Annotated in this window: 16 protein-coding genes; 9 read left to right on the forward strand and 7 right to left on the reverse strand. The window is 35.3% G+C overall.

Annotated elements, in window-relative coordinates:
• On the forward strand, positions 1–190 hold a 190-nt coding region (locus GH715_RS21395; RefSeq protein WP_205601871.1), incomplete at its 5' end, for a hypothetical protein.
• Positions 191–211: 21 nt separating this feature from the next.
• Here GH715_RS21395 and GH715_RS18575 read toward each other — a convergent pair.
• The 3 genes from GH715_RS18575 to GH715_RS18585 all read right to left on the reverse strand — a co-directional run bounded on the left by GH715_RS18575 (position 212) and on the right by GH715_RS18585 (position 3029).
• Positions 212–640 (reverse strand): BrxA/BrxB family bacilliredoxin, encoded by a 429-nt coding sequence (locus GH715_RS18575; RefSeq protein ID WP_153836703.1) that lies wholly within the window; start codon positions 638–640, stop codon positions 212–214.
• Positions 641–716: 76 nt separating this feature from the next.
• Positions 717–2432 (reverse strand): aminodeoxychorismate synthase component I, encoded by a 1716-nt coding sequence (gene pabB, locus GH715_RS18580; protein WP_153836704.1) that lies wholly within the window; start codon positions 2430–2432, stop codon positions 717–719.
• Positions 2433–3029 carry an anthranilate synthase component II gene (locus GH715_RS18585; protein ID WP_153836705.1) on the reverse strand — a complete coding sequence of 199 codons (597 nt, stop codon included), beginning with the start codon at positions 3027–3029 and terminating at the stop codon, positions 2433–2435. It abuts the gene before it with no gap.
• A 205-nt stretch (positions 3030–3234) separates the two neighbouring features.
• Here GH715_RS18585 and GH715_RS18590 point away from each other — a divergent pair, with 205 nt between their 5' ends.
• The 7 genes from GH715_RS18590 to GH715_RS18620 all read left to right on the forward strand — a co-directional run bounded on the left by GH715_RS18590 (position 3235) and on the right by GH715_RS18620 (position 8941).
• Positions 3235–4188, forward strand: coding sequence for an ABC transporter permease (locus GH715_RS18590; RefSeq protein ID WP_153836706.1), 954 nt, complete (start codon positions 3235–3237; stop codon positions 4186–4188).
• Complete coding sequence (locus tag GH715_RS18595) at positions 4178–5131, forward strand: iron chelate uptake ABC transporter family permease subunit (RefSeq protein WP_153836707.1); 954 nt, start codon at positions 4178–4180, stop codon at positions 5129–5131. Before GH715_RS18590 ends, GH715_RS18595 begins: the two co-directional genes overlap by 11 nt.
• Entirely contained in the window at positions 5128–5901 is a 774-nt protein-coding gene (locus GH715_RS18600; protein ID WP_153836708.1) for an iron ABC transporter ATP-binding protein, read from the forward strand. The genes GH715_RS18595 and GH715_RS18600 overlap by 4 nt, the downstream gene beginning before the upstream one ends.
• A gap of 166 nt (positions 5902–6067) precedes the next feature.
• Positions 6068–7132 carry a siderophore ABC transporter substrate-binding protein gene (locus tag GH715_RS18605; RefSeq protein WP_153836709.1) on the forward strand — a complete coding sequence of 355 codons (1065 nt, stop codon included), beginning with the start codon at positions 6068–6070 and terminating at the stop codon, positions 7130–7132.
• A gap of 469 nt (positions 7133–7601) precedes the next feature.
• On the forward strand, positions 7602–8069 hold the full coding sequence (locus GH715_RS18610) for a chemotaxis protein CheX (RefSeq protein WP_153836710.1): 468 nt from the start codon (positions 7602–7604) through the stop codon (positions 8067–8069).
• A gap of 17 nt (positions 8070–8086) precedes the next feature.
• The gene (locus GH715_RS18615; protein ID WP_153836711.1) at positions 8087–8554 is read left to right on the forward strand and encodes a chemotaxis protein CheW; all 468 of its coding nucleotides are present in this window, start codon (positions 8087–8089) and stop codon (positions 8552–8554) included.
• A 30-nt stretch (positions 8555–8584) separates the two neighbouring features.
• On the forward strand, positions 8585–8941 hold the full coding sequence (locus GH715_RS18620; RefSeq protein ID WP_018930875.1) for a response regulator: 357 nt from the start codon (positions 8585–8587) through the stop codon (positions 8939–8941).
• Between the two features lie 267 nt (positions 8942–9208).
• Here the strand turns inward: GH715_RS18620 and GH715_RS18625 are convergent, their stop codons facing one another.
• From GH715_RS18625 to GH715_RS18640, 4 genes are all read right to left on the reverse strand, one after another.
• Entirely contained in the window at positions 9209–9841 is a 633-nt protein-coding gene (locus GH715_RS18625) for a YczE/YyaS/YitT family protein (RefSeq protein WP_153836712.1), read from the reverse strand.
• A 67-nt stretch (positions 9842–9908) separates the two neighbouring features.
• Positions 9909–10988, reverse strand: a complete 1080-nt coding sequence (locus GH715_RS18630) for a Ger(x)C family spore germination protein (RefSeq protein WP_153836713.1) — start codon at positions 10986–10988, stop codon at positions 9909–9911.
• The gene (locus GH715_RS18635; RefSeq protein ID WP_153836714.1) at positions 10975–12078 is read right to left on the reverse strand and encodes a GerAB/ArcD/ProY family transporter; all 1104 of its coding nucleotides are present in this window, start codon (positions 12076–12078) and stop codon (positions 10975–10977) included. The genes GH715_RS18630 and GH715_RS18635 overlap by 14 nt, the downstream gene beginning before the upstream one ends.
• A gap of 7 nt (positions 12079–12085) precedes the next feature.
• Positions 12086–13591, reverse strand: a complete 1506-nt coding sequence (locus tag GH715_RS18640) for a spore germination protein (RefSeq protein WP_153836715.1) — start codon at positions 13589–13591, stop codon at positions 12086–12088.
• A 148-nt stretch (positions 13592–13739) separates the two neighbouring features.
• On the opposite strand from GH715_RS18640, the gene GH715_RS18645 reads away from it, so the two are divergent.
• The gene (locus tag GH715_RS18645; RefSeq protein WP_153836716.1) at positions 13740–14897 is read left to right on the forward strand and encodes an acyl-CoA dehydrogenase family protein; all 1158 of its coding nucleotides are present in this window, start codon (positions 13740–13742) and stop codon (positions 14895–14897) included.
• The last annotated feature ends 450 nt before the right edge of the window (positions 14898–15347 follow it).

Consider the following 15347-nt stretch of genomic DNA (forward strand, 5'->3'; position numbering starts at 1 on the left):
CGTTGTAGAACAGTTTCATAGCTTAGGCGAAAATCCCATGGAAAGGGAAGTGGACAGCCGCAGCGATGGTTTCCTGTACATGCTATTTCAAAATGGCTACTCTGCTTACAAATGCGTTGATACCGCGGATTATATCCTTTCTTTACTTATAAAAGAAAGGATGAGCATTATGCGCTCATCCTTTCGTTAGGATTCGTATCAAATATTAAAGTTAGCAAAATTCGGAATAAGCATTGGTTAGTTGCGTGACAATGTCTTCAACTTCATGCCCCTCAATTTGTTCACGAGGAATAAAATGTTTCAATTCTCCACCTTTTACAATGGCCATGGATGGAGAAGAAGGTTCTACACCCTCGAAGTATTCACGCATTTTCGCAGTTGCTTCCCGATCTTGACCAGCAAACACGGTAACAAGCTTTGCGGGTTTCTGCTCCCCGTCTAATGATTGAACAGCTGCAGGTCGTGCCAATCCAGCTGCACAACCACAAACAGAGTTTACCACAACTAGTGCTGTCTCCTCGTTTGTAGACATAAATTGATCTACTGCTTCAGGTGTTACTAATTCTTCAAATCCAGCTTTAGTTAATTCATCACGCATGGACTGTGTAATTTCTCTCATATATTCTTCATATGCATTCATCGTTATACCTCCTAATTATACTCTATTCAGATTTTAACAAAAATATAGTAGTAAGAGCGACATATTTGTTTGAACATTATTGAATTAATTGTACTTTAAGCCATCCTCGGACACTGTTAATAAACCAGATGTGATCGAAATTATTTATCTCGTCTAATGAAACACTTTTTTCTTTTATAATTCCATCAGTGAGTAATTTTTGACGATAAGTTCCGGCCAATAGTCCATCAGTTACTGGGGGCGTATAGTATAGACCATTATTCTCTAATACAACATTCCCTATTGTAAATTCTGTAATGAACCCATCTTCATTCCACAATAATGTTGTCAATGCATTCATCGGCATATATTCCTCGAAAACCTTATATACAGATCTATTAGTGGTTTTGTGATAAAGAAAGATATTTTCTTTATCTATTGGCTTTCGGGCAATCGTAACTTGTATTGGTTCTGGTATTGGTTTAACAGATTTACATTCTAATGTAATTTCACCATTTGAATGTAAAAGCAGCCTTACTTTAAAAGTCCCATTTGTGTTTTTAGTCGCAAGTTCTTCTAATTGTTGCACAATGTAATCTATACGATGTGGAATTTGAAAATAAATAGCAGATTCTCTCAACCTATTCATATGAAAGGAGAGTAAAGGATAATTCCCTTGTTCTAATTTGATCGATTCTAATAAAGAAAATGGTTTACTTTTCTGATAAAGAACTGCTGCTTTTTGTTTTAATTCTTGATATTCATCCTTAGGTACAGAATTCCAGGTGATGCCTCCTCCAGTTCCATATGTTGCTTGATTTTCTCGAATAATAACTGTACGAATAGGAACATTAAACATTGCTTCTCGTTGAGGGGTTATAAATCCGATTGCGCCACAATAGACCTCTCTTGGTGTGTCTTCTAATTCTGCTATATATTTCATTGTTTCTACTTTGGGAGCACCGGTAATAGAGCCGCATGGAAACAATGCTTGAAACCAATCAAATACAGTATTTTTTTCTAATGTTGCGGAGATGGTTGAGGTCATTTGATGAACGGTTGGATAGGTTTCTATGTCAAATAAACGCTCTACTTTTACTGTTCCTGGTTTGGCGATTCTCCCTAAATCATTGCGTAATAGGTCGACGATCATTACGTTTTCTGCTCGATCCTTTTTTGAATTTATTAATTGTTCTTTTAATATTGCATCATCACGTAATGTTTTTCCTCGCTTTATTGTCCCTTTCATCGGTTTTGTTGTCATTTGTCCATTACATACATGAAAAAAGAGTTCAGGTGAAACAGAAAGTATTTGAAAATCCTCCATACTTAAATAAGCACAATATGAAGCTGATTGGTTTTGTAACAACTGTTGATAAAATGAATAACTATCACCGGTAAACCGTGCTTTCAATCTAGTTGTATAATTTACTTGATAGGTGTTACCTTGTCCAATTAATGATTTTATTTTTGCAATGGATTCGTTATATTTTTTATGACTTACAGTATTTTTCCATGTAGAGATGGAATATGGTACATAATCATTTTTAGTTTTGAACGTAGTAAATTCCTTAAAGACGCCAAACCATATTAATGGTAAGGAGGGATTATCGTGTACGATATAACTATTATCAAAGGCAGGAGCAGCCTCATAGGAAACGTAGCCGGCGACATAATATCCATCATTCAAAGCTTTTTCTATCCTGTTAAAAGCATGGTGTATATTGCTAACGTGAGATACAGTAATGATATCAATTGGATGAGTAAATGTTTTTTCTTTTCCTTCAAAATCGAACTGAAGGTATGTTTCCATTTACAGCACATCCTTTCGATACGTAGTTGGTTGTATTAAGCGTAAACTATTTTTAACGATTTCATATCCATAATCCGTGAGAATAGCCTCAGGATGAAATTGAACTCCTTCGATCGGAAGTTGTTGATGTTGGACTGCCATTACGGTTTGATCTTCTGAATATGCAGTTACTAATAACTCATTAGGAATGGTATTTTTATTTGCAATTAATGAATGGTACCTAGTGACATCAAATGATCGCGGTAAACCATTAAAAACACCTAAATTTTTGTGGTGGATCGTACTTGTCATACCGTGCATAGGATTATTAGCTGGAGTGATACTTCCCCCAAAAAATTCAACAATAACCTGCATTCCGAGACATACGCCAAAAATAGGAATCAAGTTATGAAAGTGTTCTATTAGATGGGGTGAAATTCCACTATCTGCCGGCGCACCTGGTCCGGGTGATAAAACAAGCAGACTTGGATCTAAAGAGGCGATTTCTTCAATTGTTGTAGCATCATTTCGGTATACAATAACATTTTCGCTCATTTGGCGATAATATTGCACCAAATTATAAGTAAAAGAATCATAATTATCTATAATCACAATCATTAGTTCTTCCTCATTTCAGCAGTAGAATCAATAAACATTATAACGTAATATTAATAGCTACAAAAGGTTTGAGCTATTTTACTATCATCTATTATTATATTGGTTGACAATTTCTTCTTATTTACTTATAATTTAACTCGTACTTGGAATGATAATCATTTTCAATATGTCATTCTAAGAATATGACGTGTTATGAGGATTAAGCATGAAATTATGGATTTTAATAATTGCAACTATTATTCTGTCATTTATATCTTTATTTATAGGTGCGATAGATATCAAGATTAGTCATCTGTTAGATTGGCAATCTGATGAAGCGCAACTTTTCTTCATCAGCCGAGTGCCTCGTTTAATGGCGATTATCTTAGCAGGAGCTGGAATGAGTATTGCGGGTTTAATTATGCAATCATTAAGCCGTAATAAATTTGTATCACCAACGACAGCTGGTACATTAGATGCAGCGAAACTTGGAATTTTAATTTCAATGTTATTTATTACAAACGTTACATATACCCAACAAATTATTTTTAGTTTTGCATTTGCTCTAGTTGGAACACTAGTGTTTATGCAAATTCTAGATAAAATTAAGTTTAAGGATGCCATTTTTGTACCCTTGATTGGTATTATGTACGGAAATATTTTATCATCCATTACTACTTTTTTTGCTTATGAAGCAGATCTTATCCAAAATATTTCTGCATGGTTAATGGGAAGTTTTACATTAATTATCTCTGGTCGATATGAGTTGCTCTATGTCAGTATACCAGCTATTATCTTAGCCTACTTGTACGCAAATAAATTTACAGTCGCAGGTATGGGAGAAGAGTTCGCAAAAAATTTAGGATTAAGTTATAAAGTAGTATTGAATATAGGACTTATTCTTGTTGCCGTAATTTCTACAACAGTTGTGCTTACTGTAGGAGTTATCCCTTTCTTAGGGTTGATTGTACCTAATATTGTCTCTATCTATTTAGGTGATAATTTACGAAAAATAATACCACACACGATGTTATTGGGTGTTGTCTTCTTATTAATATGTGACATTATTGGTCGTATTATTATTCACCCTTATGAGATTCCAGTTAATGTTACAGTGGCAGTAATCGGCAGTGCGATCTTCTTAATTATGTTATTTAGGGGGAGAGCATATGCGAAATAGTACGAAATTGATTTTGTTATTTATATTGGTACTTATCAGTGTTTTATTGTATGGATTTTATGATATCAAAGGTGGATTTGATTATGCTTTCCCTAGACGAATGATTCGTGTGGCTGCGATGGTCATTACTGGGGTTGCCATATCGTATGCAACAGTTGTTTTCCAAACAATCACACATAACCGTATTTTAACTCCTTCGGTTATGGGGATTGGTTCAATGTATGAGGTAGTGCAAACAGTAATCTACTTTTTTGCAGGATCGATGTCGATTTGGATAGTTAATAAATATTTAAATTTTGGTGCAGCACTCGTAGCTATGGTGATATTCGCATTATTACTGTATCGTTTTTTATTCCGTGCTGATAAATATCCAATTTACTTATTGTTATTAATAGGAATGATTATTGGTACACTTCTAGGAAGTTTAGTGACCTTTCTGCAAGTATTAATTGATCCGGTTGAATATTTGGGTCTTCAATCACTTTTATTTGCTTCCTTTACAAAAGTAAAAGCAGAGTTGTTATATATTGCGTTTGGAATTTTGCTTGTTTCGTTTATATACGGTTCATTCATTATGAAAAAATTAGATGTAATGTCACTAGGTCGTGAAAACGCAATTAATTTAGGGATAAACTATGACCGTATGGTAATGAACATTCTTATATTATCATCAGTATTAATTGCTACTTCTACTGCACTGGTAGGATCGATTACTTTCTTTGGTTTAATTGTAGCAAACTTGTCTTACCAATTTTTTGTCACTTATAAGCATTCAGTTTTAATTATAGGCGCTAGTTTGTTTAGTATTTTGGCATTGGTAGGCGGCCAATTTCTAGTTGAACATGTATTGGAATTACGTACAACAATAAGTGTCATCATTAATTTTGTCGGGGGTATTTACTTTATTTATCTATTATTAAAAGAAAGTAGGGATACAGCATGATAGAAATCAAGAGACTAACGAAACAATTTGGTAAAAAGTCTGTTGTAGATGACGTTTCCGTTGCTATTCAACCAGGAACGATTACATCGTTTATCGGACCAAATGGTGCTGGTAAATCTACACTTCTATCAATGGTGAGTAGGTTATTGGATGCAGATACAGGAGAAGTGTTACTTGATAAAAACAACGTAAAAAAATGGAAATCCACTGAATTTGCCAAGCGTGTTTCGATATTGAGACAAGCGAATTATATCAATGTTCGCTTAACAGTTCGTGAACTTGTTGCTTTTGGTCGTTATCCATATTCTAAGGGAAGATTAAATGCAGAAGATAATAGATTTGTTGATCAGGCGATGGAATATATGAATCTAACCGATATGGAAGATCAATTTCTAGATGAATTATCTGGAGGACAAAAGCAACGTGCTTTTATTGCGATGGTTATTGCACAAGATACAGACTATATTCTACTTGATGAGCCTTTAAATAACTTAGATATGAAGCATTCTGTTCAAATTATGAAAATATTACGTAAGCTTGTCAATGAATTAGGGAGAACAGTAGTTATCGTATTGCACGATATAAACTTTGCTTCTGTTTATTCAGACCAAATTGTTGCACTAAAAAATGGTAAACTTGTCAAAAATGGGCCAACGAATGACATTATAAATTCAGATGCGTTAAGAGAAATATACGATATGGATATACCGATTCAAGAACAAGATGGATGTCGAATATGTGTCTATTTTAATTCACATACAGGTTCTTAATCAAATAGGAATAGAATGTCTAAAGGATAGATTTGATCCTTTAGACTGTTTTTTGGAAAAAATTAAAAATAGTATTGACGAGAATGATTTTCAATTGTATAATGATAATCGTTATCAGTGATAATGATTATCATTATTAAAAAATTATACATAAGGGGAGAAAAGTATGAAGAAGTGGCTATTAGCTTTAATACTTTTAGTTTTCGCAGTTGCGCTTGCAGCTTGCGGTGCTGATGAAGAGGGAGCAACAGATGAGGCAACAGCTTCAGAAGATCAAGAAGAAAATCAAGCTTCAAAAGATAATGCAACAGAAAGTGATGAAACAACAGAGGATGAGAATGCTGCTTATCCTATGACTATATCTCCAACTATCTCATCATCAGAGGGAAGAGATGGTACAGCATATGAATTTGCAGATGTTGAATTTGAAGAAATGCCAGAAAATATTGTAGTGTTTGACTATGGTTTCTTAGATACACTAGATGCACTTGGAGTTGAAGGAATCGTTGGGGTTGCAAATGGGAATACGTTGCCATCTCATTTAGAAGATTATGCTTCTGATGAGTATACTAACATTGGAAGTTTAAAAGAGCCATTACTTGAGGATATCGCAGCATTAGAACCGGATGTAATTTTTATCTCTGGTCGTCAGTCAGCATTTTATGATCAATTAAAAGAAATTACGCCAAATGTAGTATTTGTTGGTACTCAACAGGATGATTATTGGAATACATTCTTAGAGTCAGTTGATATCGCAGCAAAAATGTTCAATAAAGAAGCAGAAGCAGAAGAGTATCTGTCTAAATTTGATTCAGCCTTAGAAGAAATAGAATCTTTAGCAGGAAACTATGAAACTAGCTTAGTAACAATGTACAATGAAGGAAGCTTATCTGGTTTCGCATCGAATTCTCGTTTCGGTTATATTTATGATGAATATGGTTTTAAACCAGTAACTGATGATATTGAGTCTTCGTCTCACGGATCTAATTTCGGATTTGAAGCAATTTTAGAATTCGATCCAGAAGTATTATTCGTTATCGACCGTACAGCCGCAATAAATGGTGAATCTAATATCGATGCTGATATGGAAAATGACATTATAAAACAAACAACAGCTTATGAAAATGAACGAATTATTTACTTAGATGGTGCGCTATGGTACTTAAGTGGCGGCGGTCTACAATCAGAACTTGCAAAAATCGAAGAAATTACAACGGAACTAAGTGAATAATAATTTATCACGGTACTAAACGTAAAGCCACGGTTCAACCTTCATTAACCAATCGATAAGGTGTGGGATACAATAGAAACACCTGATCATTGCCTAGATTTATAAGGACTGTTTCAGAATATCAATTATGATACTCTGGCAGTCCTTTTCTTTATCAGTCAAGTATAAAAACCGTGCAATAACTGTGTTAAACGAAGTAATTAGTTGGAAATTGTTTGCTGTATATTTATAACGTCCCAGCGGCCTGCTTCTCTTCCCGTAGATATTTCGATGGTATAACATCTTCAAAGATTACCTAAGTAGGAAAAAATACCTACATAATAGAGGGGATAATATGATATAATAGTAGTTAAATATCATAAAATTCACTTAGAATTGATGAATCCTGTTGTGTATTGTCTTATCATTAGGTATTATGGAATGTGAGGACTAATTAAATTTTACTAGATAAGATTAAGGGGAAATGAATATGTCATCATCAACTGAAGTGAATACAAATGAGGTCATCAAAGAATTATATAATGGTTCTGTCCAATCCATCAAAAATGTTGTACCAGTTGAACATCAATTTGAATCGCCAAAAATGACTACTAATCCATTGAATGTAGAGTATGGCGTATTGATTGGGTATAGTGGAACATTCAAAGGGGATTTATTAATTCAAGCAGATCATCATGTATTCAGTTCGATTGGAGAAGCTTTGTATGGTATGCAGTTGTCAGAAGAGATGTTAGATTCCTTCTCAGGTGAATTAGGTAATATGTTAGCAGGAGGACTTTCTACTCACTTAGCAAATGCAGGAATTGATACAGATATTACACACCCAACTATTATTAGTGGTAATGCAAATTTATCTGGTTTTAAAAGAATACTTGAGGTAGAAATTCATTATCCAAGCATTGGTGATATGAAAATGTCACTCTTATTAAATCAATAAAGGCTGGTGACGATATAATGGAAAGTTTAATAACTAAAACAATTATTTTTAAATTAAAGAATCAAGAATATGGTGCAAATATTGATCAAATTCGTTCTATTGAAAGATTAGAAGAGATTGTTTCATTACCACAGACATCTGATTTTATTAAAGGAATTATTAATTTACGTGGTAGTGTGACTCCGATTATCGATTTACGTACGCGACTAGGAATGGAAGAGGCTGAGCCTACGGAACAGACTAGAGTACTAATCGCAAATGTTCGTGAAGTCCAGGTAGGTTTAATCGTGGATGAAGCGACAGATGTAATTGATATTTCACCTGAAGTAGTGGAAGACGCACCAGAATTAGTAAAAGGTGTTGATTATCAATATATAAAAGGAGTGGCCAAACTAGAAGATAGGGGTATGCTGCTTTTATTAGACCTTGATTATGTATTAAGTGTGGATGAGATTAATGAAGTGCAACAAGTAGTGGATGAATAAAAATTACATATATCAACGGAGGGGAATACCTTGGCACGAGTATTAATTGTAGATGATGCTGCATTTATGCGTATGCAATTAAAAAATATTTTTACAAATTTAGGACATGAAGTAGTTGGAGAAGCAGAGAACGGACAACAAGCAGCAAATATGTATGAAGAATTACAACCTGATATTGTTTCCATGGATATTACCATGCCAGAAATGAATGGGGTAGAGGCAACGAAGGAGATAAAAGGTAAGGATTCTAATGCAACGATTATTATGTGTTCTGCAATGGGGCAACAACAAATGGTATTAGACGCGATAAAAGCAGGAGCTTCTGATTTTATCGTAAAACCATTTACAGAGGACCGTGTAAAGGAAACATTGGATAAATTATTATAAATAACAGAAACTATACATTATCTTTGTGTCGTATGGAAAAACCCGTTATCACTCCAGATAACGGGTTTTTGCTCGGCAAGAAAAGAAAGTATTAATATAGTGTTCCTGTTTAGCTCCAAGCACTAGAAACTAAGCGGGCGCTTTGAAAAGGAAAAGTTAACCCCCACGGAAAGGGAAGTGGGAAGCCGGAGGTGATCAAGCAGTTGATATAATGCCATAATCATAAGGGCTACTAAACGAATCGCAGATCAGCTTAGCATTTAGCTATTAACTTGCTTTCATGCTTGGAACAACATATTTCTGTTTAACTAAAACAACATATGGTCGTAATGCTTGAATAATAACACCAGTACATAATGCATTTACTAAGGTACCGATTCCAACATCGCCTTGAAAGAGGAGGGCGACGATCACTAAAGCAATACTGATAATAGCACGAGATATACCAAACGACAAGCCAGTTTTATCCGTTATGATAACCATGGAGCGATCCATCGGATTTGGTGCGAAGCTAGATTCTAAATAGATGGCAATACCAATTCCGCTGAAAATGATGCCAAATAGTAGAATGGCTGATTGCTCCAACCAATTATCAGGTGTTAGCCAAGATCCTTGGATAAATAGCCATGAATCGATCCCGAGTCCTGTAATGAATGAAGTTAGCATGGCAAACCATTCAGGTTTTGCTTTGATTGCGATAGCATTGAGCATGACGATGGTAAAGCCAACGATGATTTCCCAGCTTCCAATCGTTAATCCAAATGATCGATACAAACCAACCAATAAGGCATCAAAAGGTGATGCTCCTAACTGTGATTGAATCGTTAATGAAATCCCTAATGTTAACGTAATAATACCTATGATATATATAACAAATGATCGAGCCATATTTTGTAACATCGTATTCGCCTCCCAGCACGATATACTATAACAAAAAAATGGTAAGAAGGAAACAAAGGAAGCATTATTATTGTACAATGTTACTTAAATCTAATTCGAATGAGATGTCAGGGGTAATCGTGATTTCTGGATATTGAGATTCCCACTCTTTCCGATTCCAATCTCTAAACTTACTTCTAGCAGAAGCTCCAACCATGAGCGGATCAATCTCTAAGTCTTGAAAAGTCTGTATTAATTGATTCGCTTCTTCTTCCAGTTTTTTCTCAACAGCCTGTTCCAATTCTTTTTTTGCTGCAAAAGATTGAATTTCCCCCTTTTTTGACTCTGTTAACGTACCAATGATATCAGCTTTTATGACTACCTCATTTTTTGATTTCCAATGTAAACTTCTTGTCGAGCGAATCGAGCTAATGGCGACTGTCTTGTTTTTTTCTTCCCATTCAAATTCATACGTATGGTCTTCACAATCTTCATATAATAATTTAAAGGTAAAAAATTGCTCATAGGGAATTTGATGAACCAATTTATCATCCTTCATCATACCCAAAGTTACTATATCGATAGAAGTTTCACTTTGTCTCAAGATGGGAAGGAAAGGGTCCATTCCATCGCCAATTAAGCGATAATTAAATTGATGCAAATTCATTTTGGGAATATTGGATTTACTATTATTTAGAATTAGTTTCTCGATGAAGCGTGAAAGGGTTAATTCCATTCTATAATCCGTTTTTAGCAGTGTTTCTGCATCTCCTTGTACAATTGCGACGTTAATATCGCGTCCTAGATCGGGTATTTCATTAATTCCATAAATAATTTCCTCTACCCCTTTTTTTGCAAGGTCCTCACCAAATACTATATTTACTATATTGCCAACTTCTACTTGAAAGGGGGCTTCGGTTTGAATAAACGAGTTAATATCTTGAAAAGTTTTTGCTTCACCAGTATAGCGGATATTTTCACCCAATTCCGATTGTTCATTTTGACCGTATACTGGGGCAACAGCAGTCCCCTTGTAATTTTCCGAAGTTGGATCCCAATCGAAACCGAATGTCATAATTAATTCAACATCATCAAGTATTTTCGTTTTGACGCAACCTGTTAAAACTAAGCAACATAACAATATAAGCCATCCGTTATTTGTTCGCATGTTTTTTCTTCACTCCTGATGCAAGTTTATGGCAAATATATAATAAAGGAACATAGACAAATAATAGTATCATCCCAATCCTTGTTAGGGCTAGCGTTATTTTTTCAATAATAAGAAAATTATGAATGAAATGAACACTTGAAATCCCTATAAGGGCAAAAAAGATGCTGATTTTCCGGAAAGAGAAGCTGGTTAACCGATAAAAACATTGCATACTTGCCCAAAAATATAAACAACTGGTTGCGATGATGGCGATCAAGTGTAAGCTGATTCCAACATATTCAAATCTTTCGATAATCGGAAAGTTAATAACCTTCCATAATTGTAGAGTTGGCCAGGATATAAACTGAATATGTTGCTCATTGTAATACATAAATATCGCAATGGCAGAAAAAAAGTAGACGAAAGTTGTAAAAATATTACTTGAAACCGCCCACTTTAATCCAGATTGAAAACGATGTATAAACGGTGCGTAGATTAAAATTAATTCAATGCCTAGTAAACTAAGGGACATTGGTTCCATAGCCAGAATGATATCTTTTGGTGGAGTATTAAAAACAGGTAACAAATTATTAACATGACCATCTGTAAAAGCCTTGTACTTTAAAATTGCTAAAAAACCAGTGACAAAGACACTGAAAAACGCGAATCCGGCCACAATTCGAAATCCACCTAAACTAATATATAAGACTAACATGAGTAAAATAAACATAAAAAAATGGATCGACATCTCAGGGAAAAACCAAATTTGAATAATTTCGATATAGGAAACTAATACAATCATGGAGACAGCGAACAGATATAAACTGAATAAAAAAGTTAACAATCTTCCTAATATGTTACCAAATATATACTGATGAATTGCCATGAAATCAGTTTGCTCTTCTCCGACAATTTTCCAAATAATCACAACAATGAAGGTTGTAAGTACACCGGTTAGAATAATGCTAATCCAGGAGTCATAACCGGCGATACTTGCAATTTGCCGTTCGAAACTTAATATGCCTTCTCCGATTTGAGTTGCATGAATGATAAAGAGTAACAAAAAGGGTGAAATCATCTGGGTGATGTCCGGTTTGAAATGATTCATGATCAACCTACTTTCGCTTTCCACGTTTTAACCTCGTTCTATTCGTATTGATTCGATGTTTATCGGTTGCTGTAGTAATTACAGGTCTTGATCCTTGCAAATTAAACGGAAACCGAATCACAGCATCTTTCAAGTCTCTCCAACGAGGAGGGTATAGAGGCTCCAGAAACGGTCTTCCGAGTGAAGTTAACCTTAACAGATGTGTGATAAGAAACATTGCCGCAATTGTAATTCCAACAAGCCCCCATATTTGGGCAAATATAATAAATGGAAAACGCAGTAACCGAATCGTATTACCAATCCGATAAATAGGTGTAGTAAAGGACGCCAGTGCGGCTAATGCGATTAATATAAGTAATACATTACTTGTAAGTCCTGCTTCTACTGCTGCTGTCCCGATTACAATACCACCAACAATACCGATTGTTTGGCCGATTTTGGTTGGAAGACGTGCTCCAGCTTCACGTAATAGTTCGATCGTTAATTCTAAGATCAAAACCTCCAGTATCGGCGGGAATGGAATGTCTTTTCTAGAGGAAACCAATGTCCCCAAAAGATCTCCAGGAACAATATGATAATGATAAGTTAACACGGCAACATACATCGGTGTAATCAGAACCGAAAAAATAACTGCACATATACGTATAATACGAAATGCACTGGCAAGCGGCCATGTTAAAAAATAATCCTCATAAGATGCAAAAAATTCAACTAATGTAGTCGGTGCAATGAGGACATGAGGTGAGCCATCGACGACGATGGCGATTTTTCCTTCCACTAAAGCACTACTGACCCGGTCTGGGCGTTCGGTATCCATTAATTGTGGAAAGGGTGATTGAGAATTGTCAGATATCATCTGTGAAACAAAAGAACTGTCCATGATTTGGTCATATTCAATAGCGGATATTCTTTGTATGATGGTATCGACATTATCTTGATTAGCAATTCCATCTATATAGGTGATTGCAACATTCGTTTTGGTAATTTTGCCTACTTCAATGTTTTTTATATGTAATTGCGGTAATTTTACTCTTTTTCGAATGAGATTAATGTTTGTATTAATATCTTCGATGAAAGCAAGTTTAGGGCCGATCACACTAAATTCAATTTCAGGCATAGCCACTTGTCGATCAACTTCAAATTTAGCTGGAATCAGTAATATATTTTGGCTGTTATTCGTAAGCTTAAGAGCCATATATCCGGTTAATAATTTTTCTTCAATTATGGTTAAATCTGAAGTGATCTCTGTCTCTGAAAAAGGTAACAAGTTTTCTAAAACATCAAGATTATCTATCTTAGCGTCTTCTAATTTTCCGAAAAGTGTAACTTCAATCTTGTCTAAATTGATTAACGATTGATAATAAAAGACTTCAATATTATTTACGTTTCCTAACGTAAAATGCTTAAAATCATCACTAGCCTTCATAAGGTGGATTAGGTCACCAAAATTGTTTACGTCTTTTTTAGAGTGTTTATGTTGATTGCGTTTGTGGGAGATTTTTTTTCTTATCATGATAGACACCTCTAGGTCAAAGATTATCGTTAGTATGTGTTGTTTGACTTTTAACTATGCATTCTATTCATTAAAGTCATTGAGTAGATTAGTGGCAAAAAACATGATAGTTCGCTATCATCAAAGTAGCAATGAAAGGAGGCAGATTATGGACTTGTCAAGTAACTTTATTCAGACAGACCGGCATGAAATGCTTTATCGGAAAGCAGAACAATTAGCAAAGAAAATCAAAAATAGAAGGCAACAAGGCGATCGTGAAGCAGCTTTGCCTAAAGAAAATATCGGAAATTTACGCAAAGAAAGCTATTTATCGTTAACATTACCAAAAGAATATGGTGGAGAATCGCTATCTTTATATGAATTTTTGCTTGTCCAGGAGAAATTAGCAGAAGGGGACGGTGCAACAGCCTTGTCTATAGGCTGGCACTTAGGAGTAGTTAAAGAATTAAGCGAAGAGAACTTATGGGACCAGCAAAAGTTTGAGTACATAGCCAAAGAAATAGGAGAGAAACAAAAGTTAATCAACCGATGTGCTACAGAACCTGCAACCGGAAGTCCAACACGTGGCGGAGTACCGGAAACTACTGCTGTTTTAGATGGTGAAGAATATGTTGTAAATGGGAAAAAGACATTTACAACGATGGCATTAGTGCTAGATTATTATATTGTCACTGCTTATGTGGAAGGCAAAGATGCTGTTGGTTCTATCTTAATTCCAAAGGAAACAGAAGGTTTGCGTGTCGAAAAAACATGGGATACTTTAGGTATGCGCGGTACAGGTAGTGATGATTTAATTTTAGAGAATGTTCGTGTACCAAAAGATAACTTAGTAGAAATAAGTGATCAACCAAAGAGACCAGGTCCAAAAGGGTGGTTATTACATATTCCAGCCTGTTACTTAGGCATTGCAATGGCAGCTCGCAATGACGTGATTCAATTTGCTAAAGAATTTCAGCCGAACAGTTTAAATAAGCCGATATCTGAAGTGGAACATGTTCGCAATAAAGTCGGAGAAATAGATTTAAAATTATTACAGGCACGTTACTTTATGTATAGTGTTGCGGAGAAATGGGATAGATATCCAGATAAACGCAGGCAGTTAATGAAAGAATTGGGAGCTGTAAAGTTAGTTGCTACTAATAGTGCTAATGAAGTAGTCGATCTCGTGATGCGCATTGTTGGGGGACGTGGCTTGTCTAAAAACATGCCGTTTGAACAATATTACCGTGACGTACGAGCAGGGCTTCATAACCCACCAATGGATGACATGGTTATCTCCTCATTGGCCAAAAACGCATTTTCATAATATGATAATCCGACATAATCAATCGGTATGTATTTGTAGTAGGTACATACTGCGAACTAGTAAAAATTTGTGGAGTGAGATTTTTTTCCATTCCTTCCATAAGGAGTGCTGGGATACCGCTCCGGCAGAATACTGCGCTTTCCGTGGGCACAGCCTCAGCTAACTTGGTAAAGAAAACCACTTTACCAAGTGGATCTTCGGCTTGTGCTGATCCCACAGGAGTCTCCGTATTCTGCCTACGCTATTTTTGTTCTCTCATTATAGAAAGAAATGAACTCATGGAACAAAAATTTTCTACAGTACTAACCCTTTTAGCATAGTTGCACCCTACTCTACATATGGTGGAGAAATCGACTGGTTGATTTCGTATTAGTTTTGTGGAGCATAGCTTAACGAAGGCCACCCCCTTCCACTCCTGTGGGACCTGTTTGTCCTGAAGATCCACTTTTT

The sequence above is a fragment of the Gracilibacillus thailandensis genome (assembly GCF_010994055.1).
GTDB lineage: Bacteria > Bacillota > Bacilli > Bacillales > Amphibacillaceae > Gracilibacillus > Gracilibacillus lacisalsi.